The following is a 26,217-nucleotide window of genomic DNA, read 5'->3' as shown; positions in this document are numbered from 1 at the left end:
GACGACGGTGTCGGTCAGCCACGAAGCGGTAACCGGGCCGATTCGGATGATCCGGGTCGGACTCGGTCATGTGGTCAGCGAGGCGGGGGCGCGCTGGGACTGTGGATGTTCGGCGGCGCGACGAGTCAGCTGCCGAAGCAGTGGCAACGCGACCCGCATGGCCAGGCCCAAAGTCACCTGGTCGTGGACAGGCAGCGTGTCCAGTAGCTCACCCAGATGCTCATGTTGAGACCGCCGCAACTCGGCCCGCAACGCCCGCCCCGCGTCGGTGATCTGCACCAGCGTGGCGCGCGCATCGTCGGGGTCGACCAGCCGAGCAAGCAAGCCGTCCCTCTCCAACCGCCCCACCAGCTGTGTCATTGCCGGCTGACTGGCACCCGCAGCCGACGCCAGCACCGTCAGCCGAGCCGGACCCTCCTGGTCCAACATCGCCAACACCGCCCGCGATGTGAGGCTGGTGCCCCGGGCGAGATGCTGGGCCAGCAGCGCCGCACCCACGTCGAGGGCTTCGGCGATGCCCTCTCGGATCTCGGAACCATGTTCCCGCTTCATAGCCAAAGTATATAAGCACATTATGCAATGTCGCCAGAGGTTGATCTGCAAACAAACCGTTACGCTGCGCAAAATACGAGCATGCGCCAGTCGATTGGATAATGTACTTATGCAGTGAGGCCCCCGCCCTGGCCACCGGCGTTGCCGAAGAGTTCACCATCCTCGACACCGCGCCGACCCCCACGCAGTGTTGGCTCGAGCAGCGAGGCTCGCGTAACCATCCACCTGTCCGGTCCGGCCGAACTACTCACTCGGCGGGCTGGTCGCCGTGCGGATTCGGGCCCCAGCCCGGCCGGCCGGGGCCGCGGTGCTGCGGGTGGTCCGGACCGCCCGGTTGCCCGGGCCCGCCGAAGGGCCGGCCCGGAATATGCGGCATGCCAGGCATTTTCGCCCAGTCGGGCGGCTCCGGCATGGGCGGCAGCTGTGGCATCTCGGGCATGGGTGGCACCGGCGGGATCTGGATGCCCGCGGCGGGCCCGCCGAAGCGCTGGAATGCGGCTTGGCGTGAGGTGCCGAAGATTTCGCCGATCTCGGCCCAGGTGCGGCCTTCTTCGCGGGCCTGGCGGACCAGGGAGCGCAGCACATCGTCCACGACGCCGTCGAGGCTGCGGGCCGCGCGCAGCGCCGCCATGACCGACGGCGCGGGCTTGCCGTCGCCGGGCCGCAGCACCTCGGCGACGAATTCGGCATTGGTGGACAACAGTTTTGCCAGGACCGCGCGTTCGTCGGCGGGGTCTCTGTGTCGGGGATCGGTCATGTGTAAATGCTGGCTTTACACGAAAGCGTCTGTCAAGGAACGATTTACACGCCCGTGGATACTGGTCATTAGCTGAAAGAGGGGCGGCGGGTTTGCCACGCCTATAACGTGTTCGTCAGAGATCAGGAGGTGCTGGGTGAGGACACCGACGACATGACCGATCCCGAGAGATACGCGGCCGAGCACGAGCTGTTCGAGCTGGTCCGCAAGGCCGGATTCGAGGGCCCGGCCTGGAAACTGCTGGCGGACAGTCTGGTTCGCCACGCATTGGCGGTGCTGGGGCCATGGGTGCGCACCGGCTGGATCTTCTCGGTGGCCGAGCAGAAGCGCATGCCGCTGCGTCCGACCGCGCAGGAACGACTGCTGGTGGAGACCCGCTTCGCCGAAGACTTCGTGCAGGAGACCATCACCCGCGCGCTGCAGCGCTTTCGCCGCAATGCCCGCGACGGCGACGGCTGGAATGCCGACGGCGGCCTCAGCCTGGGCAGCTACTTCATCGGCGCGTGTGTACCGGCCTTCGTCGAGCACTTCCGCCGCAGCCGCCGCACCGGCGACCTCTATCGGTTCCAGGCCACGTCCTCGGTGGCCATCGTCACCGAGGACGGCCCGGACCTGATGGAGGTGCTGGCCTCCACCGAGGACGTTGCCGGTGCGGTGGTGGACCGGCTGGCCTTCCGCAGCCGCCTGACCGGCCTCGGCGACCGCGACCGCGGCCTGGTGTGGGGCAAGGCCATGGGTCTGACCGGCCGTGAAATCCGGCACCTGTTCGACTTCCCGTCCGTGAAGGCGGTCGAACAGCGCTGGGCCCGGCTGAAAAGCGACCACGGCTGGATGACCGGCCTCGATGGCAAGGAGGCGGCCGAATGAGCCCCGACCACGCCCCGGACCCGGTGGCCCGCGTCGCCGAGCTGCTCGAGCGGTCCTCGCTGAACGAGCCCGCGCTGCAACGGCTCTATGCCCGCATCCCGCGCCGCGCCGCCGAACTGCACGCCACCCCGGCCACCGTCCCCGTGCCCGCGTCCGGATTCGCGGCCCGGCTCAACAGGCTCTTCGAGGTCGTGGCTGCCCCGGGCGAGCGCCCGCACACCAACGCCGAGGTGGCCGCCCAGCTGACCGCGTGGGGCCACCCCATCTCCAAGCCTTATCTGAGCCAGCTGCGCTCGGGCGTGCGCACCGATCCCTCCCGCGAGACGATCGCCGCGCTGGCCCGCTTCTTCCGGGTCCGGTCGGCCTATTTCGCCGACGACGCCTATACCACCGCCGCCGACCGGGACTCGGAATTGATCGCCCGGCTGCAGTTCCAGGGCCTGCGCAAATTGTCCACGCGGGCCTTCGAGCTGAGCGAGGAGTCCCAGCACCTGCTGACCGCCATGGCCGATCGCCTGCGCGTCACCGAGGGGCTGCCCGAGGTGGGCGGCGGCGGGGTCGATTGATCGCCGAGCCCGGCCGCGCCTGATATACGAGATATCTTGCGGCGACGCGGTCCTGCGCAGGCGCCGGTCTGTCACTGTGTCCGGGTGCCGAACCACGACCGTCCGCTGATCGATCCCGCCCCCGACACCGCGCCCGCCCAGGCCGGACCGTCGCTGGGGCGGCGCTCGGTGGCCGAGTTCGCCGGAACCGCGGCGCTGGCGGCGGTCGTGATCGGCTCCGGGATCGCGGCCGAACAGCTCTCGCCCGGCGATCTCGGACTGCAGCTGCTGGAGAACTCCACCGCCAGCGCCTTCGGCCTGGCCGTGCTGATCCTGGCGTTCGGCCCGATCTCGGGCGCCCACTTCAATCCCGTGGTGTCACTGGCGGATTGGCTGGGCGGACGGCGGCAGCGCAGCGGGCTCGGCACCCGGGAACTGGGAGCCTATGTGGCCGCCCAGTGCGCGGGCGCGATCGTCGGCGCCCTGCTGGCCAACGCCATGTTCGACCGCACTCCACTGCAGATCGCGACCCACCATCGCGTTACCGGCGGCCACCTGCTCGGCGAAATCCTCGCCGCCGCCGGCCTGATCGCCGTGGGCTTCGCGGCCGCCCGCCACGGCCGCGGTGCGAGCGCCGCAGCCGTGGCCGCCTACCTCGGCTCGGCCATCTGGTTCACCAGTTCGGGGTCCTTCGCCAACCCCGCACTCACCGTGGGCCGCATGCTCTCCGACTCCTTCACCGGCATCGCCCCGGCCTCGGTGCCCGCGTTCGCCGCGGCTCAGATCCTCGGCGGCCTGGCCGGTTTGAGCCTGATGACCCTGCTGTACCGGCCGGCCGGGGCCGACTAGGGGTTGCGCGTGGTCGAGGGGACCGCGAAGGAGGTGCGGTCACCCGACCAGCCTTCGGGCGGGACCAGCTCGTCGAGCTCGGCGAGATCCTCGGCACTGAGCTCGACCGCGGCGGCCGCGGCATTCTCCAGAATGCGCGCCGCACGGCGGCTGCCGGGAATCGGCATGATGTCCGGTCCCTGCGCCAGCAGCCAGGCCAGCGCCAGCTGCCCGGCCGAGATGCCCAGGCGCGCGGCCAGTTCCCGCAGCGCCGCCACCTGTGCGAGATTCTCGTCGAGATGCTCGCCCTGGAAGCGCGGGTCGTTGCGCCGGAAGTCGCTGTCCGCGACCGTGGCCGAATCCAGTGTGGCAGTGAGCAATCCGCGCCCGAGTGGGCTGTAGGGCACGATCCCGACCCCGAGTTCGCGTGCCACCGGAACGATATCGCGCTCGGGCGCCCGCCACAGCATCGACCACTCGAACTGCACCGCCGCGATCGGATGCTCCGCCACCGCCTCCCGCAGTTGCTGCGGGGTGGCCTCGGAAATGCCCAGGTGCCGCACCTTGCCGGCCTTCACCAATTCCGCCATGGCTCCGACGGTCTCGGCCACCGGCACCTCCGGGTCGATCCGGTGCAGGTAATACAGGTCTATCGCCTCGCGCCCGAGCCGTTGCAGCGATTCCTCGCAGTACCCGCGCACATGCTCGGGCTTGCCGTCGAGTCCCACGCCGGTCTCGGTCCGCACGATCCCGAACTTGGTGGCCACCAGGGCGTTCGTCCCCGCCAGCGCCTGCCCGACCAGCCGCTCGTTGTGCCCGCGCCCATAGCTCATCGCCGTATCGAACACGGTGATTCCCGCCTCCACCGCGTCCCGGATGGCCGCGGCGGACTCCGTGTCGTCGGCTGCCCCGTACCCCTGGGAGAACCCCATGCACCCCAGGCCGATCGCCGACGCCGTCAAACCGTTCCCGAGCCGCTGTTCACGCATGCCGCCCATCGTGTCAGCCGCGCCCGCCGTCCACCAATCGAAACTCGAATGAAATCCATTGACTGCCAGATGGATCGGTACATCCGGGTCAGTCGGCGGCGGCGAACCGGGCGGCGATGTCGGCGGCGGTGATCTTGGCCAGATCGACCAGGAACGGGAGCCGTTCGGGAATCATGAGCGTGGTCGTTCCGCGCAGCCCCAGCGCGAACCGGCAGGGCGTGCCGGGCGTCAGGATGGGGACGGCCAGCGTGCGGAAGCCCGGATCGAGCTCCTCGTCGTTGTAGGCGTAGCCGCGTTCGCGGGTGCGGACCAGCTCGCGCCGGAGTTCGGCCGGGGTGGAGACGGATCGGGCGGTGCCCTCGTCGTAGGGCAGCGCGGCCAGCTCGGCGTCGCCGGCGTCGTTCCACGCCAGCAGGGTCTTGCCGAGCGCGCTGGCATGCAGCGGCAGCCGGACGCCCTGGAGCCGGTGGCCGTCGGTGTCGCGCCAGCGGCTGGTGGCCAGCAACACGGCGTGGATGCTGTGGCGCAGGGCGATCGAGACGCTGGCGCCGGTGGTCGCGGCGAGCTGTTCGAGCGCGGGTTCGGCCAGATAGATGCGGTGCTGGCGATAGGCGATCTGACCGTACCCGGCCAGTGCGCCGCCCATGCGGTAGCGGCCGGAATCCTCGCTCTTGTCCAGGAATCCGGCCTGCACCAGCGCGGTGAGCAGCCGGTGGGTGGTACTGACCGCCAGTCCCTGCTGCCGTGCGACCTCCGAGACGCCGCGCTCCGCACCGTCGCGGAAGCAGTCGAGGACCGAGAGGGCACGGGCGACGGTCTGCACTCCGGAGGCTTCCACGGTTGGGACGGTAGCACGGCGTGCCGGTCCGGCAGACCCGAGCTTTCCACTATTCGGAAAGCTGAAAGGCAAATGGCCATAAGGCCTTCGGTGGAGGCCTGTCAACCCTTCCAATCCCCGGAATGGATTACCTCGCTCCGGTCGCGTGGGATCCCTACTGTCCCAGGGCATCGCTGGACCGTTCCGAATCGAAGAGGTGCCCACCATGTTCCGCACGCGCCGGCCACACCGTTGGCGTCACGCCCTCGTCCTGGCCCCCGTCGTCGCCCTGCTCGCCGCGTGTGGCGCCGGCTCGACCGACACCGGCTCCGGTGAGGTGGTGCTCAAGGTCGTCGACCCTGGCAATGCCGGGCCGCTGGCCGTCGGCAAACGCGACGGCACCTTCGACAAGGCACTCGCGCCACTGCACGCCCGCGTCGAATGGGTCACCACCACACCGGGTTTCAGCTCCATGCTGAAACTGTTCAACACCAAGGAGCTCGACGTCTCCGACGCCGCCTTCAGTCCGGTGGTGGGCGCGCTGTCCAAGGATGTCGCCGTGCGCATCGTGTCGGTCTCCGATCCGGCGGGCAAGGATCAGAGCGGCATCCTGGCCGCCCCGAACTCGGGCATCCACTCCGTCGCCGATCTGGCCGGGAAGCGGGTCGCGGTGAATCCGGCGGGCAAGGGCGAGTACATCCTGCTGCAGGCCCTCGCACAGGCCGGGGTGCCCGCCGACAAGGTGACGCGAGTTCCCTTGCAGCAGAAGGACGCCGCCACCGCCTTCGCCACCGGCAAGGTCGACGCGTGGGCCTCGTTCCTGGTGCCCTATCAGGAGGCCAAGGCCAACGGCGGCGTCGAGATCGCCACCGAGCAGTCCATCGGATCCAAGGACAACACGGTGTTCGTGTTCCGCACCGAGGTCGCCGACGAGCACCCCGACATCGCCGCGAAATTCCTGCAGACGGTGCAGCAGCTCACTACCCGGCAGCGTGGCAATCCCGCCGACTTCCAGAACGTCTTCGACAAGACCGGCCCCCGCGCGCTGAGCGGCCCGCGCCTGACCGACGCCATCCGCCTGGGCGGCGATGCGACCGTGCCGCACCTCCCGACCGACAGCGACGCGGCCGACCTCGCCACCATCGTCGAGCTCTTCCGCGACAACGGCGTCATCTCCCGCGACATCACCGCCGCCGACATCTTCTACGACCTGAAGTCCAAACTCAGCCCGGACCAGCTGGCCGGGCGGCAGCCGGGGCGCTGACATGGCCACTTCCGCCGCGCCCGCCCCGCAGCGGGCCTCGGGTATCGACGACGACTCTTTCAGCACGACCGAGAATGAGAACGGTTCGGCCGCAGCCGATCCCGCCTCGGGCGCGATCGGTGAGAACGCGGCCGGCCGTGCAACCGCGGCCGCCCCGGACCCGGGCTGGGATCGATCCGGATTGGCCCCGCCCCGGGCGCGGGTCGAACGTCGCAGGCCCGCATGGGTTTCGCTGCCGCTGCGATTCGTGCTGCCCGCGCTGATCATCGCCGCCTGGTGGATCGGGTCGGCCACCGGGGCATTGTCGCCGCAGGTACTCGCCGGTCCGCCCAAGGTGTGGTCGGCAATGCTCGAGCTGGCCCGCAACGGCCAGCTGACGGACTTCGCGCTCGCGTCGTTCACGCGCGCCGCGCTCGGCGTCGCGCTCGGTGTGACGGCCGGCATGGCGCTGGGCCTGCTCGCCGGATTGTCCAGTCTCGGTGAAGAACTGGTGGATTCGACCCTGCAGATCGTGCGCGCGGTGCCGTTCCTGGCGCTGGTGCCCTTGTTCATCGCCTGGTTCGGCATCGACGAGCTGTACAAGGTGCTGCTGATCGCCGTCGCGACGGTGGCCCCGATGTACGCCTACACCTACCTCGGCGTCCGCAATGTGGACCGCAAGATGGTGGAGGCCGCCCGCGGTTTCGGGCTCACCGGAGTCCGGCTGGTCGCCGAGGTGATCCTGCCCGCCGCGCTGCCGGGGGTGCTCATGGCCCTGCGAGTGTGCCTGTCCATCAGCATCACCGGCCTCATCGCCGCCGAACAGGTGGGCACCACCGAGGGCGTCGGCTATCTGGTGACCCTCGCCCAGGAATACAACCGCACCGACTACATGGTGCTGTGCGTGGTCCTGTACGCGCTGCTCGGACTGGTCTTCGACGGCGCGGTGCGGCTGGTCGAGCGGCTGGCCATGCCGTGGCGGCGACAGGTGGCCATGCGATGACGACCCCGCACGCCATCACCATCCCGCACGACACCGCGTCGCCACTGGCGGTCTCGATCACCGGACTGCGGAAAGCCTTCGGCGAGAAGGTGATCCTCGACGGTGTCGACCTGACCATCCGCCGCGGCGAGTTCGTGGTGCTGCTGGGCCCCAGCGGCACCGGCAAGACCACCCTGCTGCGCCTGCTGACCGGACTCGAGCAGCCCGACGCCGGCGAGGTGCTGGTCCCGCCCGCCCGCACCACCGTCTACCAGGAGCCACGCCTGGTTCCGTCCAAGCGGGTGCTGGCGAATGTGACCATCGGGCAGCGCCGTTCGCGTGCGACGCGCGAAGCCGGGTTGCGCGCGCTGGCCGAGGTGCAGCTCGCCGGCAAGGCCCGGCAATGGCCCGCCACGCTCTCCGGCGGGGAGGCCCAGCGGGCCGCCCTGGCCCGGGCGCTGGTCCGAGCACCCGATCTGCTGCTGCTCGACGAGCCGTTCGCCGCACTCGACGCCCTCACCCGCCTGCGCATGCAGGACCTGGTCGGCGACCTGGTGGCCCGTCACCGCCCGGCGGTGCTCATGGTCACCCACGACGTGGACGAGGCGGTACGGCTGGCCGATCGGGTGCTCATCCTCGACCGCGGCCGCTTCGCCGTGGATCAGGCCATCGACCTGCCGCGACCGCGCGACCACACCGATCCGGCCGCCCTGCGCTACCGGTCCGCGTTCCTCGCCCAGCTCGGCGTCCACCGTCCGGGCACCGAAAACCCCAGGAGCACTTCATGACCGACACCCTCTGGTACACCCGCTGCCCGGTCCCCACCGCCAGCGGCCTCGCCCACAGCCTCGGCTGGCTCGGCGACACCGCCGAACACAACGGACTGGCCTTCGGCGTCCTCCAGGACGCCGCACCCGAACTCGCGATCCGCGACTTCGACCACGATCTGGCCGGCCTCATCCGCGAGGGCGGCAATGTGCCCGCCCTGGCCGCCCGCGCCCAGGGCTCGCCGACCCGGCTCATCGGCCTGACCTGGATCGACGAGGCGCAAGCCATTGTGGTGGGCCCGGATTCGCCGGTCACCTCCGCCGCCGAGCTGGCCGGGCTGCGCGTCGGCATTCCGGCCTGGGCGCGGGACCGGGCGCGCAGCTTCCCGCGCGCCATGGCCCTGCACGGTTTCGCCAGTGCCCTGCGCCTGGGCGGCCTGACGTTGGCCGACGTGCGCGTCATCGAGCTCGGCGTGGAGTCGAATCCCCAGGTGCGCACCGAGATCCAGCAGCGCGAGCGGAGCCTGACCTGGGGCGTGGCGGAGCTGCTCGACGGCACCGTGGACGCCATCTACGTCAAAGGCGCACGCGCACAGGAGGTCGCCCGGCAACACGGGCTGCGGATCGCGGTCGACCTCGACGCCACCGAGTCCAAGCGGCTACGCGTCAACAACGGCACACCCCGCCCGCTGACCGTCCACCAGCACCTGCTCGACACCCGCCCCGACGTGGTGATCGGCTTCCTCGCCCAGACCCTGCGCGCCGCCGACTGGGCCACCACCCACCGCGACGCCGCCGCCGAAGTCCTGCAACGCGAAACCCTGTCCGGCCCCGAGGGTGTCACCGCCGCCTACGGCACGGACTTCAACATCGGCCTGCACCCGTCGCTGTCCGATGAGCGCCTCGAGCTGCTCGCCGTCCAGCAGCAGTTCCTCTACACCCACGGCTTCCTCGCCGCCGACTTCGACCTCGGCTCCTGGATCGCCCCCGAACCCCTCGAGCAGGCGCGCGCCCTCGTCGCCGCCGGACAGGCCGCAGCATGACCGAACCCCGATGGCGTTCAACCGCTCCCGCCGACCTCGCCGCGCGCCACAGGCGCGGCACGCGCAGATCGACCAGCGCCACCGCCCGCGCCGCCGCGGAGGTGCGCGCATGACCGAGTACCTGTGGCGGTTGCCCAGCCGCGGCGACGGCCGCCGCGCCGATGCCGGGCTGCGACACCGCGGCCGGAGTGGCAGTCCGATCCCCGCCGTCGATGCCGATCGGAATCGGGCCGGGCGCAACGGTATCGGAGGCGCGTCGGACCGGGGCCGAGCACCCGCTCTCGGCGTGGTCGGCGCTGGTTCGGCCGAGGCAGGCGGCTCGGCGAGCGTCGAGGCCCCCACGGTGGATCGTGCCGTGACCGATGTCCGAGCCGGGCGGTTCGGGCCGTTCGACGACCTGCACCAGGTGGTGCACGCCGCCGAGTTGTCCGGTCTGGACGGGGTGGTCGCACCCTACGACCCGGCGGGCGAAGAGTCGTGGATCGTGGCGGGCGCGGCGCTGCGGGCCACACGGCACACGCGCGTCGTCGTCGACTTCCATCCCGGCTTCGGAACACCGGTCTACGCGGCGAAGGTTTCGGCGTCCCTGCAACGGTTCTCGGCGGGGCGACTGGGCTGGCGGCTGACGGTGGACACCGACGCCGACGACGCGCGACAGCGCGGTGACCGCGTCACCGGGGACGATCGGTACGCGCGCGCAGCGGAATTCCTCACCGTGGCACGCGGTGTCTGGAACGAGAACCCGGTGCCCCCGGCCGGATTCCGCGGCACCGGGTTCGACTACGCGGGGGAGTACTACGACGTCATCGACGGCGGATTCCGGGGGATCCTGTCCGGCCTGCCCTTCCCGGCGGTGTACCTGAGCGGGGATTCGACTGCGGCGCTGGAACTTTCGGCACGTCACGGCGATGTGCACGTCTTCACCGAGACGCCGCAGGGCCTCGACGCGTCCCTCACCGAACTGCGGGCGCTCTCCGCCACGGCCGGGCGCAGCGTGCGGGCGGGCGTCGAGGTGCCCGTCATCGCCCGCGAGACCGAGACCGAGGCGTGGGCCCGGGTCGAAAGGCAATGGCGCGAACTGTATCCCGACGGGCCGGGTGCGGACGCGCTGGACCTCGGTGACGGGCGCTGGGCGGGCTTCACCCAGCTGGGATATCCGCAGGCCATCGGCTTGGTCGGCAGCTACGAGCAGGTGGCACGGCGATTGCGGGCGTACGCCACGGCCGGTGTCGACACCGTGGTGCTGTCCGGGCACCCGCACCTCGAGGAGGTCTACCGCGCCGGGGAACACCTGCTGTACCTGGCCGACCCGACCGGCCGCACCCTGAAGGAGGCCACCGCATGACCATCGACATCTATTGGCGCATCGGCATGGAGGGCGATCACGCCTCACTGCGCACCCCGCGCCGCTACAACCGCGGCCACGCGGGCGGCTACGGTCCCGGCAATATCGCCCCGGCCGTGCGCGCGGGCGAACTCGACGGCTACAGCTACCTCGATCACGCCGCGGCCGTCGCCCGTGCCTCGGAATCGGCCGGGTTCCTCGGTGGCCTGCTGCCGTCGTTCCCCATCACCGAAGACCCGTGGGCGGTGGCCGCCGCCCTGGCTCGCGAGACCACCACCTACCGGTTCATGGTCGCCTTCCAGCCCGGATTCCTGCACCCGGTGCAGGCCGCGCGGATGTCGGCCAGCCTGCAGCGCGCCACCGGCGGGCGGCTGGTCTACAACATCATCAGCGGCGGCGGGGGACCGGCCCAACTGTGGTGGGGCGACAAGGTTTCCCACGACGACCGCTACGCCCGCACCAGCGAATTCCTCCAGGTGCTGCGCGGCGTATGGGACGGCGAACCCCTCGACCACGAGGGCCGCTTCTTCCGCACCGGGGGCGCGGCACTGCCGCCCGCCCTGGCCGGGCAACCGTTCCCGGAGGTGTACTTCTCCGGCTCCTCACCCGCCGCCGTGCAGGCCGCGGGCCGCCACGCCGACTACTACCTGTCCTGGCTCGAGCCCTTCGCCGACCTGCGCGCCAAATTCGACGGCGTGCGCGCGCACGCCGAACGCACCGGCCGCACACCGAAGTTCGCCGTCCGCATCGACATCGTGGCCCGCCACACCGCGGAGGCCGCCTGGGCCGAGATCGAGCAGGGCTGGACCTTCGTCGATCGGGACGCCGCCAACCGCGCCGCCCAGGGCGACTCGGTGGGTGCGGCCCGCATCCAGGGCTGGGTCCCCGAAACCATTACCGGCTATCGGGATCTGGAGGTCCAGCCCAATGTCTGGTGCGGGTTCAGCCTGATTCGCGGCGGCCCGGCCTTCGGCCTGGTCGGCAGCTACGAGCAGGTCGCCCAGCGCCTCGACGAACTCATCGACCTGGGTGTGGACGCGTTCATCCTGGCCGGGAACCCGCACCTGGAAGAGGCGTACCGGGTCGGTGAGGAGGTGCTGCCGCTGCTCGGCCGCTCCCGCCTCACCGTACCCGGCCCGGCCGGCACTCTCGCCGCCACCCGCTGACCACCGTGACCACATCCCCGAAAATCCGCATTCACCAGGAGATTTCATGAGCATCCGGGTCGGGTACTTCCCGCACAACAACTCCCTGTTCGTCCTGCGCCACCGCGGCATCCTCGAACGCGCCCTGCCCGAGGTGGAGTGGGTCGATCTGCGGGCACTGCCCGAGCCCGCACCTGTCGACGTGAAAGCCGCCCTGCCGTCCCAGCATTCGGACTGGCTGTTCGCCGAGGGCGGTTACGACTTCATCGGCACCGGCTTCACCCCGCCGATCACCGCCCTGGGCAATGATCGCGACATCGTCTACGTCGGCATCTCCGGCCCGCGTATCGAGAACGGCCGCCTGGTCGCCCTGGCCGGTAGCGGCATCGAGGCCGTCGCCGACCTGAAGGGCAAGCGTGTGGGCATCGCCCACGGCTCCTGGCAGACCACCCTGCTGCTGTTCGCCCTGGACCGTGCCGGCTTCGGCTGGGCCGATATCGAACCGGTCGACACCGATATCCACGATGGTGGAAACCTGCTGCGCACCGGTGAACTCGACGCCTGGGTCGGCGCCTACCCGGCGCTGGCGGCGCTCGAGGCCACCACCGAACTGCACACTCTCGTCGACACCGAGTCGGTGTTCAGCCACCCGTCACTGTGGTTCACCCGCCGCGGGTTCGCCGAGCAGCACCGTGCGGAACTGGAGTCGATCATCGCCGCCCTGCAGGAATCCGACGCGTGGATCGCCGAGAACCCGCGCGCGGCCGCACAGTACTTCGTCGACGATATCGTCGCCCGCGGCGGCACCGCCGACCTCGATGCCTGGGAGGCCGCCCTGCGTGGCCGGCCCTTCGGCGTCGGTCCGGTGACCGCGGAGTTCCTCGATGAGCAACAGCGCGCGGCGGACCTGCTGAGCGCCAACGGCTTGCTGACCCGGCGGATCGATGTGCGCGCGGCGGTCGTTCCCTGGATCACCGATGCGGTCACTGCCACGACCGCGGCCACCGCCGGCTGAGGCCTGCGCGAGCAGTGCCCGTTGCCGCGCGGCATCCGATGGAGACGATTTGCTGTAGCGGTCTCCACCGGGTGCCACGCGGCGTTCTGCTGCGGGAACCGGGAGGTTGCTGGCGTGCAGGCAGGGCCGGGGCGCAGGTCAGGGGCGGGGACAGCAGGGAATCCGGGGCGGTGGTCAAGTGACCAGTTGCCGGGCCGTGGACCTCGGGTTCGGATCGCCCGGGTGACCGGGTCCTTCCGCACCGGGGCTTCGGGGTGCAAATCGCAGTGAAATGCTGTGAGCTGCACGGGCTCCGGGTTGCGGTTTGCTCGGAGATACCGAAAGGTTAGGGGAGACAGAGGATTCTGCTATGGTGGCTCCGCCGATTTCAGGATCGGCCGGACGACAAGAGAATTGATGAATCAAGACAACGCCGTGCTGCTTTCCTGGGTTCTCGCTGCCGCGCTCCTAATCGCCGTGGTCGGGCTGCTGTTTCTGTGGCGTGCCATGCGCGCCGAACGCGGGCGGGTTGCCGCCCTGCGTGCGGAGCAGGCCAACCGCGACGTCGCGGTCGAGGACATGATCGTGAACCTGACCGAGAACGTCGTGCCCGCCATCGGTGCCGCCGTCCGACGCTCGGACCCCGACAACCCCACCGTGGACCTGCCGATCGTGCTCGAGCAGTCACGTATCGCGGAGCTGGTGTGGCAGTGGACCGCCCGCTGCGGCGAGGAGCTGCAGAAGGTGGCCGCCGAGACCCGCGACCGGGTCCGGCGCGAAGCCGAGACCGAAACGCAGCTCGCGGTGGCGCAGGCCGAATCCGAGCGGGAGACCGCGATGGCCCACGCCGAGGAGGAGGCCCAGCTGGCCATCGCCCAGGCCGAGGAGGCCGCCCGCGTCGCCGTCGCGCAGGCCGGGGCGGCCTCGCGCAGCGCGGTCGCCGAGGCCGCCGACGCCGCCCGCGCCCAGGTGGAGGGCTCCGCCCGCGAGGCCACCTCGGCCGCCGTGCGCGCCTTCGGCGCCTCGGTGGTGAGCCTGGGCGCGGACGTCAGCCAGGTGCTCAGCGCCGCGCTGCGTCAGCACCGCAATGACGAGACCTTCGAAACGCTCACCCGCATCGACCATTCCGTGCAGCAGATGATCCGCCAGGCGCAGTCCTATGTGATCGTCTGTGGCGGTCTGCCCGGCCGTCGCTGGCCGCAGCAGACCCTCACCGACGTGGTGGGCGGCGCCACCGGCCGGGTCCGCGACTACACGCGGGTGCGCGCCACCGAGCTGGACCGCCCGGTCGTGAGCCGCGCGGTGGAACCGCTGGTGCACACCGTCGCGACGCTGCTCGACAACGCGCTGCGCTACTCGCCGCCGACTTCGTACGTGGACATCGGTTTCCAGGAGGGTCACCACGGCATCACGGTGATCATCGACGACGCCGGTGTGCGGATGAACCCCGAGCAGCTCGAGGAGACCCGCCGCGTCCTCGCGGGCGACCAGCTCGTCGACATCCACGCGCTGGGTCCGACCCCGCGCGTCGGGTTCCCCGGCGTGGCCGCACTTGCGCGCCGCTACGGCTTCTCGGTCTACATCGACGGCCCCAATATGTACGGCGGCATGCGCGCCATGGTCTTCATTCCGGAGACCCTGCTGGCCGCGCCCGCCCCGACCCCCGTGGCCGTTGCCGCACCGACCCCCGTGCCGGCGCCCGCCCGGATTCCGGCACCCGACCCGGAACCCACGGTGGTGGCCATGGATTCGGCGCCTCAGGAACTCACTTCCGGTGGCCTGCCCAAGCGGCGCCGCCGCTCGGCGTCGGTGTCGGTGGCGGCACCCGTGCGCCCGGTCGTCGTGGATGATTCGACATCCGCGCGACCCGATATCGCCGCTGCCTGGCACAGCGGCTCCCAGCGCGGTCGAGCGGCCGCGTTCGAGCACTCCGAAGGGATGACATCGTGACCGGTACGCCCGCGACCGCCGTCAGTGACACCAACCGGCTGGCCTGGTTGCTCGATGATCTCGAAGCGCCGGGGGTCCGGTTCGCCGTCCTGCTATCGGAGGATGGCCTGCGCATCGCGCACACCAGTGGCGTGAGCATCGACGACGCCGAGCGTTTCGCCGCGGCCGCCTCCGGCCTGCGGGCCCTGGGCAAGGCGCTCGCCGAGTTCTGCGGCGGCACCTCCGACAATGCGGTGCGCCAGAACATGACCGAGTACGCCGACGGCATGATCTTCATCACCGCCGCCGGAGCCGGTGCGCTCCTGGGTGTTTCGACCACCCAGGACGTGGATGTCAGCCTGGTCGCGCACCGGATGAACGAACTGGCCCTGCGGGTCGGGCGTGAGCTCGGCAGTATGTCGCGGACCAGGGCGGATCTGCCGCGCTCATGAGCCGGCCGCGGCGCGACCCCGATCTGGTCCGGGCGTATGTGCGCACCGGCGGCCGATCGCGCCCCACGCGGGTGCTGGATCTGGTCAGTCTGGTTGTCGCGGTGGCCGATCCGGCCCCCGGCGCGTCGGCCGACGCCCGCCGCATCATCCAGCTCGCCCGCCGCGGCGTGCTGACGCTGGCCGAGTTGGCGGCCTATCTGGACCTGCCGCCCTCGGTCGTGAAAATCCTGGTGGCGGATCTACTGGACAGCGGTCATCTGGCCGTCCCGACCCCGGTGGAAGCGCTACCGGGCAAAGCCCTCTTGGAGGAGGTACTCGATGGACTCCGCGCTCTCTCCGCATGAGCGCGTCGTCGACTATGTGCCGCAGACCGTCACCCGCACCGTAAAGTTGCTGGTGGCGGGTAACTTCGGCGTCGGGAAGACCACGTTCGTGGGCAGCGTGTCGGAGATCCGGCCGCTGCGCACCGAGGAGACGATCACCGAGGCCAGCGTCGGCATCGACGATATGGCCGGGCTGCCGGGCAAGACCACCACCACGGTGGCCATGGACTTCGGCCGCATCACCCTGAATCCGCGTCTGGCGCTGTACCTGTTCGGCACGCCCGGCCAGCGCCGGTTCGTGCCCATCTGGGAGGACCTGGCCGTCGGTGCGCTGGGCGCGCTGGTACTGGTCGATACACGCCGGCTGGAAAAGGCCGACGAATCGCTGTCCATCCTCGAGGAGCGCGGTGTGCCGTTCGCGGTGGCCGTCAACGACTTCGATGGCGCGCCCAAGCATCCGCTCGACGAGGTCCGCGATGCGCTCGATCTCGACCAGGGCACGCCGCTGATGCGGCTCGACGCCCGGGACCGCAATCCGTGCCTGCAATCGCTCATCACCCTGGTCGAGTACCTGTTGGAGCCGCGCGTCTAGCCGTATTTTCCACGGGCAGAACATCATTCGTGGTGAAAGGCCCGGCCGGGCCGCTCGCGTGACGCATCTCGCAACGCCATCCATCCGAGCTGGAATCTACGCTACGGTGAGCGCTTCCTGCCGGGTGAAGCGAAAGAGTTTCGGAATGCCGTTTGCGAGCCGCGGATCGGTCAAGATCCACTACACCGATACCGGCGGGCCGGGGCCGGCGGTGGTGTTCGGGCACAGCCTGTTCATGGACCAGGAGATGTTCGCCCCGCAGATGGACGCGCTCGCGCCCGACTACCGGATCATCGCCATCGACTCGCGCGGGCACGGGGCCAGCGAGGACGACGAGACCCCGTTCAGCTACTGGGATCTCGCCCGTGACGCCTGGGCGGTGGTGGACGAGCTGGGCCTCGAGCGGGTCGTGGTGGGCGGGGTCGCGCACGGCGGGTTCACGGCCGTGCGCATGGCGCTGCTGGCGCGGCCGCGGGTGGCGGGGCTGATCGTGATCGGGTCGAGCCCGGCGGCCATGACGCCGCAGCGGCGTGCCGGGTACCGCGAAGTGCTCGACATGTGGGCGAGCAGCGCGACCCCGGGGCCCACCATCAGAATGGTGTGCTCGCTCATGATCGGGGGCACCGCGGCCGATCAGCAGCCGTGGCGGGCGAAATGGGCCACCGCACCGCGCAATCGGATGCGGTTGGCTGGCGAATGCCTGGTCAACCGTGACTCGGTGCACGAGCTGCTCGGTGACATCGACTGTCCGGCGCTGGTGATCCGCGGGCTGGCCGATCAGGCCACCAGCGCCGAGGAGGTCGCGGAACTGGCTGCGGCGCTGGGCAGTCCGGCCCCGGTGCACACCATCGCCGGGGCCGCCATGACACCGAACCTCACCCACCCCGGCGAGGTCAACACGCTGCTGCGGGAGTTCCTCGCCGCCCTGCCGTCCTGATCAGGTCTCGACCAGTCCGAGGAACAGCTGGTGCGCCGGACCCGGCGCGGTCCCGCGATAGCGCTGCACCCGCACGTCGAACACGGTGGCGGTGCGCGGATCGCGCAGCGTGAAGGTGGGGTCGTGGCGGCCGATGTGCACATGTCCCGCGGTCCACAGCCGCCGGAAGTCGGGTTGCTCGCCCAGTTCGCGTAGCAGCTGCTCGATCTCGTCGCGGTCGCGGGACCCGGCGGCGTAGGCGCGGAAACGCCCGACCATCAACTGGGCCTCGCGCTCCCACTCCTCGACGACGAGGCGTGCCCGCGGGTCGGTGAACATCCACCGCAGCACGTGGCCGTGCCGCGACAATCCCGGCAGCGCCGCGTCGAAAGCGCTGTTGCACGCCACCACATGCCAGCCGTCGTCGAGGGCCGCCGCCAGATGCGGCAGCAGCGCGTCCAGAATGGTGCACACCGCGCCCACCGCCGGATCTCCGCCGCGCAGCGCCCGCGCAGACGAGGCGGCCGGGCGCTGCTGGGCCAGGTGGTAGAGGTGGATGCGCTCGGCCACATCCAGCTCCAGCACCGCCGCCAGCGAATCCAGAATGGCCGGGCCGGGATTGAGCGCCTCACCCTGTTCGATCTTGGCGATATAGCCCAAGCTGGCGTGGGTGGCCTCGGCCAGCTGCTTCCGGGTCAGGCCCGCCGGATGCCGGCCGGTGGCCCGGGCGCGCCGCTCGCGCACGAACTCGGCCAGCGTGGGCGCGCGCAGCCCCTCGGCGGTCGGCAGCCCGAATTCGTTGTCGGCCAACGGCATCCCCTCGAACAGATCAGCGTGCCTCCACCCTAGGTGCCCGCCCGCCGCCGGGTGCGGTGGAACGACGAGCCGGGGTGCCCGGATGCGGCGGTACCACCGCCGGTGGTCGCGGTGCGGAAACCTGTTTCGCGCAGTGGTGCTCGTGAATTCGCCTGCTCATGACTGGGGTATCCGAGCGGTTGCCAAGCGGGGAGCCCGCATTCGATATTGGCCGTGCGAGGGACGGCAGCGGCGCCGGCCGGGGAGTCGATGGGGGGTATCGGCGAATAGCGAGGAGCGGCACCGGAAATGGCCAGTACTTCATTGTCGGGCGACGAATCGGGGCTGCGGTCGCGCCCGATAGTGATCGGGGAAGAATCGTTTCCCTATTATTTCGGCCGCGACTGCATCACCGAGATCGGTGCGGCCATCGCCGCGCTGGGCGCGGACCGGCTGGTATTCGTCACCGATGACGAGGTGCTGTCCCGCTACCGCCGTGATATCGACCGGCTGGCCGGATCGATTCCGTCCCTGATCCTTTCGCATCCCTCCGGCGAGTCGATGAAAACGCTGACCTGCCTGTCCGGCCACCTGGAAACCGCCTTGCGCGCGGGCATCACGCGACGGTCGGTGGTGGTGTCCTTCGGGGGTGGCGTGCCCGGCAATCTGGCGGGGCTGATGGCGAATCTGCTGTTCCGAGGTGTGCGGCTGGTGCACGTGCCGACCACCACCATCGCGGCGATGGATTCGGTGCTCTCGCTCAAGCAGGCCATCAACAGCGGAGTGGGCAAGAACCATCTGGGCACCTATTACGCGCCCGAGGCGGTCTTCACCGATGTCGAGTTCTTCACCACGCTGCCCGAGCGTGAATTGCGTTCGGGCCTGTGCGAAATGGCGAAGAACTGCCTCGCGATCGACCCTTCCGCATTGGCCGGGTTGCGGGCGGTGATCGGCAACATGACCGCACCGGATTCGCTGCTGTGGCTGCTGGACGCCAGCATTGCCGCGAAATCCGCGGTCACCCGGAACGACACGTACGAGCGCGGCGCGGGGCTGGTCCTCGAATACGGTCACACCGCCGGCCACGCCATCGAGATCTGCGATCATCGCGTGCGCGGCGCGGCGGGTTTGCCGCACGGCGCCGCGATTGCGCTGGGAATGCTGGTGGCCGCGCACATCTCGCACGCGCGCGGGTGGCTGTCCGACGACGAGGTGAGCGTCCACTACGAGATCGTCACCGGTCTGGGGGTGGAACCCGCGCTGCCGGATTCGGTGCGTATCGACGATGTGCTCGCGGTGGTCGCCGACGACAACAAGAGGGGCTATCTGCCGCCTCGGCCCGATGCGGTGCCGTTCGTGCTGCTGCGCGCCCTCGGCCGCCCGGAGTACACCGGCGACCTGCCGCTGGTGCCGGTGGCGGTGCGCGAGATCCGCGCCGCCCTCGACGTGATCGCCCAGCCGTCGGCGTCCGCGCCGGTCGTGGTCGGGTAGGCCCGCCGTGCTCGCGATACACGGCGGCACACCGGTGCGCTCGGCGCGTGCGTGGCCACGCTGGCCCCAGTACGACAATCGCACCGCCGCGGAACTGCTTGCCGCACTGCACTCGTCGCGCTGGTCGGTCACCTGGTACAGCCCGAACGGCGGCAAGTCCCGGGAGCGGAGGTTCGGGGAGGCGTTCGCCCGCTACAACGGCGCGGACTACGGGGTCAGCGTGGACCACGGCTCGAGCGCCCTGGTCATCGCGCTCGAAGCGCTCGGCATCGGCCCCGGCGACGAGGTGATCGTGCCCGCCATGACCTGGGTCGCCCCGGCCACCGCGGTGCTGCGGGTGGGCGCGGTCCCGGTGCTCGTCGACGTCGATCCCGCCACCGGCTGCCTCACCGCCGGCCACCTCGGCGCCGCGATCTCACCACGTACCAGAGCGGCCATCGTGGTGCACCTGGCCTGTACCGCAGCCGAACTCGACCGGATCACCGCGGTCACCGACGCCGCCGGGCTCGCGTTGATCGAGGACTGCTCGCAGGCCCACGGCACCCGATGGGCCGGACGCGCGGTCGGCACCTTCGGCCAGATCGGCGTCTTCAGCCTCGGGGCCGCCAAATCCCTCGCCGCCGGAGAGGCCGGGGCCGCGATCACCGGCAGCCACGAGCTCTACCGGCGAATGCTCATGCTGCGCGCCGACTCCCGCGGATACACCGACGACGGTCCCGCGCCCGGGGAATACGAGCTCGTCGAGGACGGCACGGTCATGGGCGCGAACTATTGCATGTCCGAGCTGACCGCGGCGCTGCTGCTCGACCAGCTGCCGCGCCTCGACGACCAGCACACGATCCGCGAGACGCGCGCCAAGGAACTGGAAGCGGGCCTGCCCCGAATCCCCGGCCTGGCACCCATTCCGGTGCCCGCCCCGGTGGATCGGCGTGCCGTCTACGAATACGGAATCCGTTTCGAGCCCGGCACTTTCGGTGACGCCACCGTCGAACAGGTGGCCGCGGCCCTCACCGCCGAACTGGGCACCAGGGTCTACCCGCCGCGCGCGCCCCTGCACCGCAGCGCCCTGCTGCGCCCGCACACCAAACCCCGCTTCGCGCGCTGGTGGGCCGATGCCGTCGAACGCGCCGCCGGTCGCCCCTTCCCCGGAGCCGACCACTACCGCGACCACACCCTGCTGCTGCACCACAGCGTGCTGCTGGGCCGGCGCGGCGACGTCGACGACATTCTGACCGCGCTCGACAAGGTGCGCACCCACGCCGCCGACCTGCCCGTGCGCCCCGCCCCCGACCCGAAAGGCATGGCATGACATCGGAACTCATGGCGGACTGGGAGAGCCGCATCATCGACGGCATCGTCACCCGCCGGGCCGTCGAATCGGACTGGGACGAGCTGCGCGGGCGGTATGCCCGCGCATTCGGCGGGGTGAAGACCCACGATTTCGAGGCGTGGAAGCGGCAGTTCCGGCTCGAGGACATCGCGGTGGTCGAGGACGTCTCGATCGCGCGGCAACCGCGCATCGTGGGGACCGCCGCGATCATCCGCACCACGGTGACCGTGCCCGGCGGCGCGCAGTTGTCGGTCGCGGCGTGCGCACAGGGGATGGTCGCCACCACCCACCAGAAACGCGGCATCTACGCCAAGGTCCAGGCCGAGCTCATGACCATCGCAATGGAGACCGAAGCGGACGTGCTGGCTGCCATGCCCGGCCCGGGCGGCAGCTACGCCTATGTCGGGGTCACGACGCACACCCGGCACCTGCGCATCGACCGGGGACGCGCGAAACTAAGGGTCTCCGAGCGGGATTCGGCGTCGGTGCGCGAGGCCGGGCTGGCGGAATCGGTGGGGGAGCTGCGGCAGATCTACGCGCTGTGGCAGCAGGCCACCCCGGGCGCACTGGATCGCGGCGAATCCTGGTGGGCGAGTGCCATCAGCCCGCAGTCCTTCATCATCGTGCACCCGGACGGCTACGTGATCTACGACCTGGCCGGGAATACGGTACTGGTCAAGGACTTCTGCGCACTCACCGTCGCCGCGCACCGGGAACTGCTGCGGTGCCTGCTCGGGCAGGGCGAGTACCCGGAGATCCGGATGGACACCGCGCTCGACGACCCCACCCCGCTGCTGTTCGAGGACTCCCGCGCGGCCGCGGTGACCGGAATCGACGCGGGCATGTGGATGTGGATCCTGAACCTGCCCAAGGCCATCGCGTCGCGGGAGTTCCGCGGCGACTTCCACGGGGTGGTCGAGGTCGCCGATCCATGGGGCCTCAGTTCCGGCGCCTACCTGCTCGATATCGCGGGTGGTCGCGGCAGCTGGTCGCCGGTCGAGGAGGCCGTGGCCGATGTCCGCATCGGCCCGCTGGAACTCACCACCGCCTACTTCGGCGCCCACACCCTGGGCGAGCTCGCGCGCGCCGGGCGCGTCGAGGAGATCACCGCCGGTGCCCTCGAGGCGCTGGACCGCGCCTTCACCCCCGCGCGGAACCCGTTCAACACCACGCCGTTCTGATCGAACTCCCCTGAGGACAGCACCACCATGACAATGCCGCTCCCTCCGTCCATCTGCCCGGTGACCGGGGTCGTCGGATCCGGGGTCACCCGGGTCACCACCCCCACCGGCGATCCGGCCTGGCTGGCCACCGGTTACGAGCTGGTGCGGGACCTGTTCACCGATCCGCGGCTGGGCCGCGCGCATCGCACGCCGGAAACCGCGGCGCGGCTGGGGGAGTCGGCCTTCTCGGGCGGGCCGATCGGCAACTTCGACACCGAGCTCGAGGACCACGCGCGCATGCGCACCGTGCTGCAGCCGCACTTCTCGCCCAGGCGGATGCGGGAGTTGCGGCCGCGGGTCGAGCAACTCACCTCGGAGCTGCTCGACGCGATGGCCGATCAGGGCTCGCCCGCCGATCTGCAGGCCGCGCTCGCCCTGCCGCTGCCGCTGCTGGTGATCTGCGAGCTGCTCGGGGTGCCGTACACCGACCGGAACCTGTTCCGGGACTGGGTCGATGCGGTCGGCAATGTCGCCGACCGCGCCAAGGTCGAGCAGGGGGTGGCCGAGCTGTTCGCCTACTGTCTGGAGCTGGTCGGGGAGAAGCGGCGCGATCCCGGCGACGACGTCGTGTCCCGGCTGTGTGCGATCGACGGCGTCGCCGACACCGAAATCGCCACGCACGCCATGGTTCTGCTGTTCGCCGGGCACGAGACCTCGGCGGTGCAGATCGGGGTCGGGGTGCGCATGCTGCTGGAGAATCCCGGCCAGTGGCGGCTGCTGCACGAACGGCCCGAACTGGTGGACTCGGCCGCCGAGGAACTGCTGCGCGCCTGCGACGCCAGCAGCCTGCCCCGGTACGCGCGCAGTGCGCTCGAGGTCGCCGATGTGGAGATCGCGGCCGGTGATCTGGTGCTGCTGGGCATCGCCTCCGCCAATCACGACCGGGCGCTGTTCACCGATCCCGAGCGCCTGGACATCACCCGGCAGGAGGCCGCGCACTTCCTGTTCGGCTACGGCCCCCGCTACTGCCTCGGCGCGCCGCTGGCCCGGCTCGAATTGCAGGTCGCCTTCGGGCAACTCGTGCGCCGATTCCCCACCCTGACCCTCGCCGTCGACCCGGCCACCCTCGCCGAGCGGGACGAGGTCTTCACCGGCGGACTGACCGCGCTGCCCGTGCGCTGGTGACCACCCTTCAGCACCGAGGACTCACGAAATGGCTCTCGCCACCACCGATTCCGCGCCCCTCGTCATGACACAGCGGCGCATCTGGCTCATCTTCGCGGCCCTGTCCGCCGGACTGTTGCTCGCCAGCCTCGATCAGATGATCACCGGCGCGGCCATGCCCACCATCGTCGGTCAGCTCGGCGGTGTCCCGCACATGGCCTGGACCACCACCGCCTACCTGCTGGCCACCACCCTCGTCATGCCGCTGTACGGCAAGTTCGGCGACCTGTTCGGGCGGCGGCGGCTCTTCCTGTTCGCCATCACCGTGTTCACGGCGGCCTCGTTCGGGGCGGCGGTGTCGACCGGGTTCTGGGAGTTCATCGCCTTCCGGGCGCTGCAGGGCGTGGGCGGCGGCGGGCTGATGATTCTCGCCCAGGCCACCATGGCCGATGTGGTGCCCGCCCGGGAACTCGGCAAGTACGGTGCGCCGATGGGCGCGATCTACGGGCTCACGGCGGTCGGCGGACCCATCCTCGGCGGCGAGTTCGCCGATCACCTCGGTTGGCGGTGGTGCTTCTGGATCAATGTGCCGATCGGGTTGGCGGCCTTGATCATTGCCGCACGACATCTGACCCTGCCCAGCAAGCGGCCGGCCGTGCGGCCGGACTATCTCGGGGCGGCACTGATGAGCGCGGGCACCGCCCTGCTCATCCTGATCAGCGACTGGGGTGGCAAACGCTACGGGTGGGGCTCGCCGACGATACTCGCCATGATGGTGACCGTGGCGGTGGTGATCTCGGTATTCATCGGCGTGGAATCGCGAGCCGCCGAACCGATGCTGCCGTTGCGACTGTTCCGCAACCGCACCTTCGCGACCACCTCGCTGCTCGGGTTCATCTTGGGGCTGATCATGTTCGCGTCGGTGGCGTTCGTGCCGACGTTTCTCCAAATGGCCACGGGCGTCTCGGCATCGGCGTCCGGGCTGCTGTCGATCCCCATGACCATCGGCATGTTCCTGACCGTGTCCGTCACCCTGGGTGCGGTGACCCGCACCGGCCGTTACCGGGTCTACCCGCCACTGGGCGTGGTCATCATCGCCGCCGGCATGATCTGGATGACGCGCCTGGACGCACACACCCCGGCGTGGGTGGTGTCGGCGATGCTGTTCGTCATCGGACTGGGACTCGGCATGGTCATGCAGCTGCTGGTGCTGTTGGTCCAGAACGCCGTTCCCGCAACGGATGTCGGGACCGCGACGAGTGCGAACAACTACTTCCGTGAGATGGGCGGCGCGCTGGGCGTCGCCATCTTCGGTTCCATCTTCACCCACCGTCTCACCGGCAATCTCGACGCCGCCTTCCGTGCGCACCCCGGCGAGGTGCTGTCCACCGGGGCCAACCCGGCGGCCCTGCCGCCGGCGGTCGTCAACCTCCTTCCGGCGCCACTGCGCGATGCCATCGTCGGGTCCTACGCCCATGCGCTGGTTCCGGTATTCGCCTACCTGCTCCCCGGCCTGGCGATCGCTTTCATTGTGGCCCTGCTGATTCCGCACATCCCCCTGGCGGACGTGTCCGGTCTGGTCGCCCGCAAGGAGGCGATCCACGACACCGACCGCGATCCGCGCGACGAGAAGGAACCCACGACAATCCTGGGCACCCCGCCCGCCTGACCCTCTCCCGCCGCTGCGGACGGCGATGTGCACTGGGCGAATCTCGGCCGCCGGGCCGCTGGAGAGCATCCAGGGGTCCGGACCTCGGCCTCCACCCCCACAGCGGCAGTGCGTAGTACAACTACACCATGGGAAGAGCGCCAACAGTCGTTCTCTACGTCCTCGCACTGATAGTCGTGTTCGTCGGCGTGGACATCCTCTTCTTCCGACACCATTTCTGGGAACGCCTGATGGTGAACATCGGCATCGTCCTGATCTTCGCAGCCTTCTACCTGAGGTTCCTGAAGAGCTAGCGCCGCCCGTATCTATTGGGCGGCCACGTTATTCACGGTTGACCGGCGTGGAGTGGTGTGCATCGAGGGCGGGTGGGGTCCAGTCCCACAGGGGAGCAGATTTACGGGCAGCGACGGCACCGCCGGCCATCTGCGTGAGCCGGGTCATGAGCCCGTACGTCAGTGGGTTGGTGGACAGGCTGATTTTCGGGTCCTGGCGAGCCAGGTGTTGCACCCGTTGGCTGCGGGGTCGGCGGAGTTGGTCGTAATGCGTCAAGGCGGTGGGGATGTCGGTATCGCCCGAGAGCTGCGCAGCGAGCACCGTCGCCCGCACTGTGAATCCCGTCGGCTCCGACGACCATATCGGCCGCGACGTGCCCTCGACCATCCGGTGTGCGGTAGGCGACCACGGCCCCGCTGTCGGATTGCTCGACACTGGTGACTTCGGCTGCGGTGCGCACACATTCGGCAGGAACGTGGGCGAGCAGTGCGTCGTGCAGATCGGCGCGATGGTTGGCCAGCAGCGCGGTGTCACGTCCCGGGCGGTATCGCATGAGATACCGCCCGGCGGGTGTGCGCAATGTCGCTCCAGCCTGCGTCGGGACCGACACCGCGCGTAACGCGTCGCCGACGCCCAGCGCGTCCGCCGCTCGCACGGCATTTGGTGCGAACGACCAGCCGGCCCCGATCTCGCGAAGATCGGCGCGTCGTTCCAGCACGGTGACCGACCATCCGGCGCCGCAGCCCGATCGCGGCGGCGAGTCCGCCGATACCGCCATCGGCCACTATCGCCGTCCGCTCACCGCGAGTCGATGAGGTCGTCACATTGCGTCCTTTCGGAAGGGAAGGGGTTCCTCGGTGAGACGCTTGGTCATCCAGTCGAAGACCTCGTACGCGGTCCGCAGTCGCCGGACACGGGCGGTGTCGGCCCCGCCAATTCCATTCCGGCGACGGTGACATCGTGGAAGGCGGCCAGGCTGGCCACGCGCCGCCGAACCACGGTTTCCCACGCGTCGTCGTCCATCCGGTAATAGTGGGTGCGCTCGCCGGGTTTCGTGCGTCGCCGCAGGAAGCCGGCGTCGGTCAGTACCCGCATATTGGTCGCAAGCGACGCCCGGCTCGCACCGACCGCCTCCGCAATCTCCTCGGCCGACTGCTCTGCCGGATCGCAGATCATCAACCACCCCAGGATCCGACCCCCTCGACGGCCTCCGCACCGGAGGCCGTTGAGCCGAGAACGGGCCATC

At 70.1% G+C, this 26,217-nt stretch carries 28 protein-coding genes and 1 pseudogene; 21 read left to right on the top strand and 8 right to left on the bottom strand.

All coding sequences use genetic code 11. The features are described from left to right. Positions 1-66 precede the first annotated feature (66 nt). Both ACWEKS_RS16215 and ACWEKS_RS16210 read right to left on the bottom strand, forming a co-directional pair. A complete protein-coding gene (locus ACWEKS_RS16215) occupies positions 67-552 on the bottom strand; it encodes a MarR family winged helix-turn-helix transcriptional regulator (RefSeq protein WP_452340824.1) in 486 nt (161 codons plus the stop codon). A 247-nt stretch (positions 553-799) separates the two neighbouring features. After that, the gene (locus ACWEKS_RS16210) at positions 800-1,309 is read right to left on the bottom strand and encodes a hypothetical protein (RefSeq protein WP_452340823.1); all 510 of its coding nucleotides are present in this window, start codon (positions 1,307-1,309) and stop codon (positions 800-802) included. 108 nt (positions 1,310-1,417) lie between these two features. Here ACWEKS_RS16210 and ACWEKS_RS16205 point away from each other — a divergent pair, with 108 nt between their 5' ends. From ACWEKS_RS16205 to ACWEKS_RS16195, 3 genes are all read left to right on the top strand, one after another. Next, positions 1,418-2,176 (top strand): hypothetical protein, encoded by a 759-nt coding sequence (locus tag ACWEKS_RS16205; RefSeq protein ID WP_452340822.1) that lies wholly within the window; start codon positions 1,418-1,420, stop codon positions 2,174-2,176. A gap of 143 nt (positions 2,177-2,319) precedes the next feature. Next, entirely contained in the window at positions 2,320-2,742 is a 423-nt protein-coding gene (locus ACWEKS_RS16200) for a helix-turn-helix domain-containing protein (protein WP_452340931.1), read from the top strand. Positions 2,743-2,826: 84 nt separating this feature from the next. Continuing rightward, positions 2,827-3,570: an aquaporin gene (locus ACWEKS_RS16195; protein ID WP_452340821.1), complete on the top strand. Its 744-nt coding sequence runs from the start codon at positions 2,827-2,829 to the stop codon at positions 3,568-3,570. On the opposite strand, the gene ACWEKS_RS16190 is transcribed toward ACWEKS_RS16195, so the two are convergent. Both ACWEKS_RS16190 and ACWEKS_RS16185 read right to left on the bottom strand, forming a co-directional pair. After that, entirely contained in the window at positions 3,567-4,538 is a 972-nt protein-coding gene (locus ACWEKS_RS16190) for an aldo/keto reductase (protein ID WP_452340820.1), read from the bottom strand. The two genes, ACWEKS_RS16195 and ACWEKS_RS16190, sit on opposite strands and share 4 nt — an antisense overlap. 88 nt (positions 4,539-4,626) lie before the next feature. Beyond that, positions 4,627-5,376, bottom strand: coding sequence for an IclR family transcriptional regulator (locus tag ACWEKS_RS16185; protein ID WP_452340819.1), 750 nt, complete (start codon positions 5,374-5,376; stop codon positions 4,627-4,629). Positions 5,377-5,581: 205 nt separating this feature from the next. On the opposite strand from ACWEKS_RS16185, the gene ACWEKS_RS16180 reads away from it, so the two are divergent. From ACWEKS_RS16180 to ACWEKS_RS16125, 12 genes are all read left to right on the top strand, one after another. Then, positions 5,582-6,619 carry an NrtA/SsuA/CpmA family ABC transporter substrate-binding protein gene (locus ACWEKS_RS16180; protein ID WP_452340818.1) on the top strand — a complete coding sequence of 346 codons (1,038 nt, stop codon included), beginning with the start codon at positions 5,582-5,584 and terminating at the stop codon, positions 6,617-6,619. A gap of 1 nt (position 6,620) precedes the next feature. Then, entirely contained in the window at positions 6,621-7,601 is a 981-nt protein-coding gene (locus tag ACWEKS_RS16175) for an ABC transporter permease (RefSeq protein ID WP_452340817.1), read from the top strand. Further along, complete coding sequence (locus tag ACWEKS_RS16170) at positions 7,598-8,368, top strand: ABC transporter ATP-binding protein (RefSeq protein WP_452340816.1); 771 nt, start codon at positions 7,598-7,600, stop codon at positions 8,366-8,368. The genes ACWEKS_RS16175 and ACWEKS_RS16170 overlap by 4 nt, the downstream gene beginning before the upstream one ends. Continuing rightward, positions 8,365-9,390, top strand: a complete 1,026-nt coding sequence (locus ACWEKS_RS16165) for an ABC transporter substrate-binding protein (protein ID WP_452340815.1) — start codon at positions 8,365-8,367, stop codon at positions 9,388-9,390. Before ACWEKS_RS16170 ends, ACWEKS_RS16165 begins: the two co-directional genes overlap by 4 nt. A 109-nt stretch (positions 9,391-9,499) precedes the next feature. After that, a complete protein-coding gene (locus ACWEKS_RS16160; RefSeq protein ID WP_452340814.1) occupies positions 9,500-10,735 on the top strand; it encodes an LLM class flavin-dependent oxidoreductase in 1,236 nt (411 codons plus the stop codon). Next, positions 10,732-11,901 carry an LLM class flavin-dependent oxidoreductase gene (locus ACWEKS_RS16155; protein ID WP_452340813.1) on the top strand — a complete coding sequence of 390 codons (1,170 nt, stop codon included), beginning with the start codon at positions 10,732-10,734 and terminating at the stop codon, positions 11,899-11,901. Before ACWEKS_RS16160 ends, ACWEKS_RS16155 begins: the two co-directional genes overlap by 4 nt. 46 nt (positions 11,902-11,947) lie before the next feature. Beyond that, the gene (locus ACWEKS_RS16150; protein WP_452340812.1) at positions 11,948-12,895 is read left to right on the top strand and encodes an ABC transporter substrate-binding protein; all 948 of its coding nucleotides are present in this window, start codon (positions 11,948-11,950) and stop codon (positions 12,893-12,895) included. A 396-nt stretch (positions 12,896-13,291) separates the two neighbouring features. Further along, positions 13,292-14,824 (top strand): ATP-binding protein, encoded by a 1,533-nt coding sequence (locus ACWEKS_RS16145; protein ID WP_452340811.1) that lies wholly within the window; start codon positions 13,292-13,294, stop codon positions 14,822-14,824. Continuing rightward, on the top strand, positions 14,821-15,255 hold the full coding sequence (locus ACWEKS_RS16140) for a roadblock/LC7 domain-containing protein (RefSeq protein ID WP_452340810.1): 435 nt from the start codon (positions 14,821-14,823) through the stop codon (positions 15,253-15,255). The genes ACWEKS_RS16145 and ACWEKS_RS16140 overlap by 4 nt, the downstream gene beginning before the upstream one ends. After that, complete coding sequence (locus ACWEKS_RS16135) at positions 15,252-15,599, top strand: DUF742 domain-containing protein (protein ID WP_354832974.1); 348 nt, start codon at positions 15,252-15,254, stop codon at positions 15,597-15,599. Before ACWEKS_RS16140 ends, ACWEKS_RS16135 begins: the two co-directional genes overlap by 4 nt. Further along, a complete protein-coding gene (locus ACWEKS_RS16130; protein ID WP_452340809.1) occupies positions 15,574-16,170 on the top strand; it encodes a GTP-binding protein in 597 nt (198 codons plus the stop codon). The genes ACWEKS_RS16135 and ACWEKS_RS16130 overlap by 26 nt, the downstream gene beginning before the upstream one ends. Positions 16,171-16,315: 145 nt before the next feature. Further along, positions 16,316-17,107 (top strand): alpha/beta fold hydrolase, encoded by a 792-nt coding sequence (locus tag ACWEKS_RS16125; RefSeq protein ID WP_452340808.1) that lies wholly within the window; start codon positions 16,316-16,318, stop codon positions 17,105-17,107. Here the strand turns inward: ACWEKS_RS16125 and ACWEKS_RS16120 are convergent, their stop codons facing one another. Next, positions 17,108-17,896 (bottom strand): MmyB family transcriptional regulator, encoded by a 789-nt coding sequence (locus ACWEKS_RS16120; protein WP_452340807.1) that lies wholly within the window; start codon positions 17,894-17,896, stop codon positions 17,108-17,110. A 294-nt stretch (positions 17,897-18,190) separates the two neighbouring features. Between ACWEKS_RS16120 and ACWEKS_RS16115 the strand changes: the two genes are divergently transcribed. The 6 genes from ACWEKS_RS16115 to ACWEKS_RS16090 all read left to right on the top strand — a co-directional run bounded on the left by ACWEKS_RS16115 (position 18,191) and on the right by ACWEKS_RS16090 (position 24,991). Further along, positions 18,191-19,372: a 2-deoxy-scyllo-inosose synthase gene (locus ACWEKS_RS16115; RefSeq protein ID WP_452340806.1), complete on the top strand. Its 1,182-nt coding sequence runs from the start codon at positions 18,191-18,193 to the stop codon at positions 19,370-19,372. A 7-nt stretch (positions 19,373-19,379) separates the two neighbouring features. Further along, positions 19,380-20,681 (top strand): DegT/DnrJ/EryC1/StrS family aminotransferase, encoded by a 1,302-nt coding sequence (locus ACWEKS_RS16110; RefSeq protein ID WP_452340805.1) that lies wholly within the window; start codon positions 19,380-19,382, stop codon positions 20,679-20,681. Then, positions 20,678-21,883, top strand: a complete 1,206-nt coding sequence (locus tag ACWEKS_RS16105) for a GNAT family N-acetyltransferase (RefSeq protein ID WP_452340804.1) — start codon at positions 20,678-20,680, stop codon at positions 21,881-21,883. Before ACWEKS_RS16110 ends, ACWEKS_RS16105 begins: the two co-directional genes overlap by 4 nt. Positions 21,884-21,910: 27 nt before the next feature. Then, on the top strand, positions 21,911-23,050 hold the full coding sequence (locus ACWEKS_RS16100) for a cytochrome P450 (protein ID WP_452340803.1): 1,140 nt from the start codon (positions 21,911-21,913) through the stop codon (positions 23,048-23,050). Between the two features lie 28 nt (positions 23,051-23,078). Continuing rightward, positions 23,079-24,698, top strand: a complete 1,620-nt coding sequence (locus tag ACWEKS_RS16095; protein ID WP_452340802.1) for an MDR family MFS transporter — start codon at positions 23,079-23,081, stop codon at positions 24,696-24,698. A 128-nt stretch (positions 24,699-24,826) separates the two neighbouring features. Next, a complete protein-coding gene (locus ACWEKS_RS16090; RefSeq protein WP_452340801.1) occupies positions 24,827-24,991 on the top strand; it encodes a hypothetical protein in 165 nt (54 codons plus the stop codon). Positions 24,992-25,019: 28 nt separating this feature from the next. Here the strand turns inward: ACWEKS_RS16090 and ACWEKS_RS16085 are convergent, their stop codons facing one another. The 3 genes and pseudogenes from ACWEKS_RS16085 to ACWEKS_RS16075 all read right to left on the bottom strand — a co-directional run bounded on the left by ACWEKS_RS16085 (position 25,020) and on the right by ACWEKS_RS16075 (position 26,147). Then, on the bottom strand, positions 25,020-25,358 hold the full coding sequence (locus ACWEKS_RS16085; protein WP_452340934.1) for a hypothetical protein: 339 nt from the start codon (positions 25,356-25,358) through the stop codon (positions 25,020-25,022). Position 25,359: 1 nt separating this feature from the next. Then, positions 25,360-25,749 (bottom strand): annotated as a pseudogene (locus ACWEKS_RS16080) (FAD-dependent oxidoreductase); the annotation flags it as partial. 92 nt (positions 25,750-25,841) lie between these two features. Continuing rightward, complete coding sequence (locus ACWEKS_RS16075; protein ID WP_452340800.1) at positions 25,842-26,147, bottom strand: GbsR/MarR family transcriptional regulator; 306 nt, start codon at positions 26,145-26,147, stop codon at positions 25,842-25,844. Positions 26,148-26,217 lie beyond the last annotated feature (70 nt).

The sequence above is a fragment of the Nocardia sp. NPDC004711 genome (assembly GCF_053601595.1).
This window is presented reverse-complemented; position numbering and strand designations above follow the sequence as displayed.

What these genes read in the sequence shown, in the direction of transcription:
- ACWEKS_RS16155 (WP_452340813.1), top strand. Translation starts at nt 10,732, where the DNA reads ATGACCATCGACATCTATTGGCGCATCGGCATGGAGGGCGATCACGCC.
- ACWEKS_RS16215 (WP_452340824.1), bottom strand. Translation starts at nt 552, where the DNA reads ATGAAGCGGGAACATGGTTCCGAGATCCGAGAGGGCATCGCCGAAGCC.
- ACWEKS_RS16105 (WP_452340804.1), top strand. Translation starts at nt 20,678, where the DNA reads ATGACATCGGAACTCATGGCGGACTGGGAGAGCCGCATCATCGACGGC.
- ACWEKS_RS16100 (WP_452340803.1), top strand. Translation starts at nt 21,911, where the DNA reads ATGACAATGCCGCTCCCTCCGTCCATCTGCCCGGTGACCGGGGTCGTC.
- ACWEKS_RS16085 (WP_452340934.1), bottom strand. Translation starts at nt 25,358, where the DNA reads ATGGTCGAGGGCACGTCGCGGCCGATATGGTCGTCGGAGCCGACGGGA.
- ACWEKS_RS16090 (WP_452340801.1), top strand. Translation starts at nt 24,827, where the DNA reads ATGGGAAGAGCGCCAACAGTCGTTCTCTACGTCCTCGCACTGATAGTC.
- ACWEKS_RS16180 (WP_452340818.1), top strand. Translation starts at nt 5,582, where the DNA reads ATGTTCCGCACGCGCCGGCCACACCGTTGGCGTCACGCCCTCGTCCTG.
- ACWEKS_RS16210 (WP_452340823.1), bottom strand. Translation starts at nt 1,309, where the DNA reads ATGACCGATCCCCGACACAGAGACCCCGCCGACGAACGCGCGGTCCTG.
- ACWEKS_RS16125 (WP_452340808.1), top strand. Translation starts at nt 16,316, where the DNA reads ATGCCGTTTGCGAGCCGCGGATCGGTCAAGATCCACTACACCGATACC.
- ACWEKS_RS16170 (WP_452340816.1), top strand. Translation starts at nt 7,598, where the DNA reads ATGACGACCCCGCACGCCATCACCATCCCGCACGACACCGCGTCGCCA.
- ACWEKS_RS16150 (WP_452340812.1), top strand. Translation starts at nt 11,948, where the DNA reads ATGAGCATCCGGGTCGGGTACTTCCCGCACAACAACTCCCTGTTCGTC.
- ACWEKS_RS16160 (WP_452340814.1), top strand. Translation starts at nt 9,500, where the DNA reads ATGACCGAGTACCTGTGGCGGTTGCCCAGCCGCGGCGACGGCCGCCGC.
- ACWEKS_RS16175 (WP_452340817.1), top strand. Translation starts at nt 6,621, where the DNA reads ATGGCCACTTCCGCCGCGCCCGCCCCGCAGCGGGCCTCGGGTATCGAC.
- ACWEKS_RS16190 (WP_452340820.1), bottom strand. Translation starts at nt 4,538, where the DNA reads ATGCGTGAACAGCGGCTCGGGAACGGTTTGACGGCGTCGGCGATCGGC.
- ACWEKS_RS16135 (WP_354832974.1), top strand. Translation starts at nt 15,252, where the DNA reads ATGAGCCGGCCGCGGCGCGACCCCGATCTGGTCCGGGCGTATGTGCGC.
- ACWEKS_RS16095 (WP_452340802.1), top strand. Translation starts at nt 23,079, where the DNA reads ATGGCTCTCGCCACCACCGATTCCGCGCCCCTCGTCATGACACAGCGG.
- ACWEKS_RS16075 (WP_452340800.1), bottom strand. Translation starts at nt 26,147, where the DNA reads ATGATCTGCGATCCGGCAGAGCAGTCGGCCGAGGAGATTGCGGAGGCG.
- ACWEKS_RS16130 (WP_452340809.1), top strand. Translation starts at nt 15,574, where the DNA reads ATGGACTCCGCGCTCTCTCCGCATGAGCGCGTCGTCGACTATGTGCCG.
- ACWEKS_RS16145 (WP_452340811.1), top strand. Translation starts at nt 13,292, where the DNA reads ATGAATCAAGACAACGCCGTGCTGCTTTCCTGGGTTCTCGCTGCCGCG.
- ACWEKS_RS16115 (WP_452340806.1), top strand. Translation starts at nt 18,191, where the DNA reads ATGGCCAGTACTTCATTGTCGGGCGACGAATCGGGGCTGCGGTCGCGC.
- ACWEKS_RS16165 (WP_452340815.1), top strand. Translation starts at nt 8,365, where the DNA reads ATGACCGACACCCTCTGGTACACCCGCTGCCCGGTCCCCACCGCCAGC.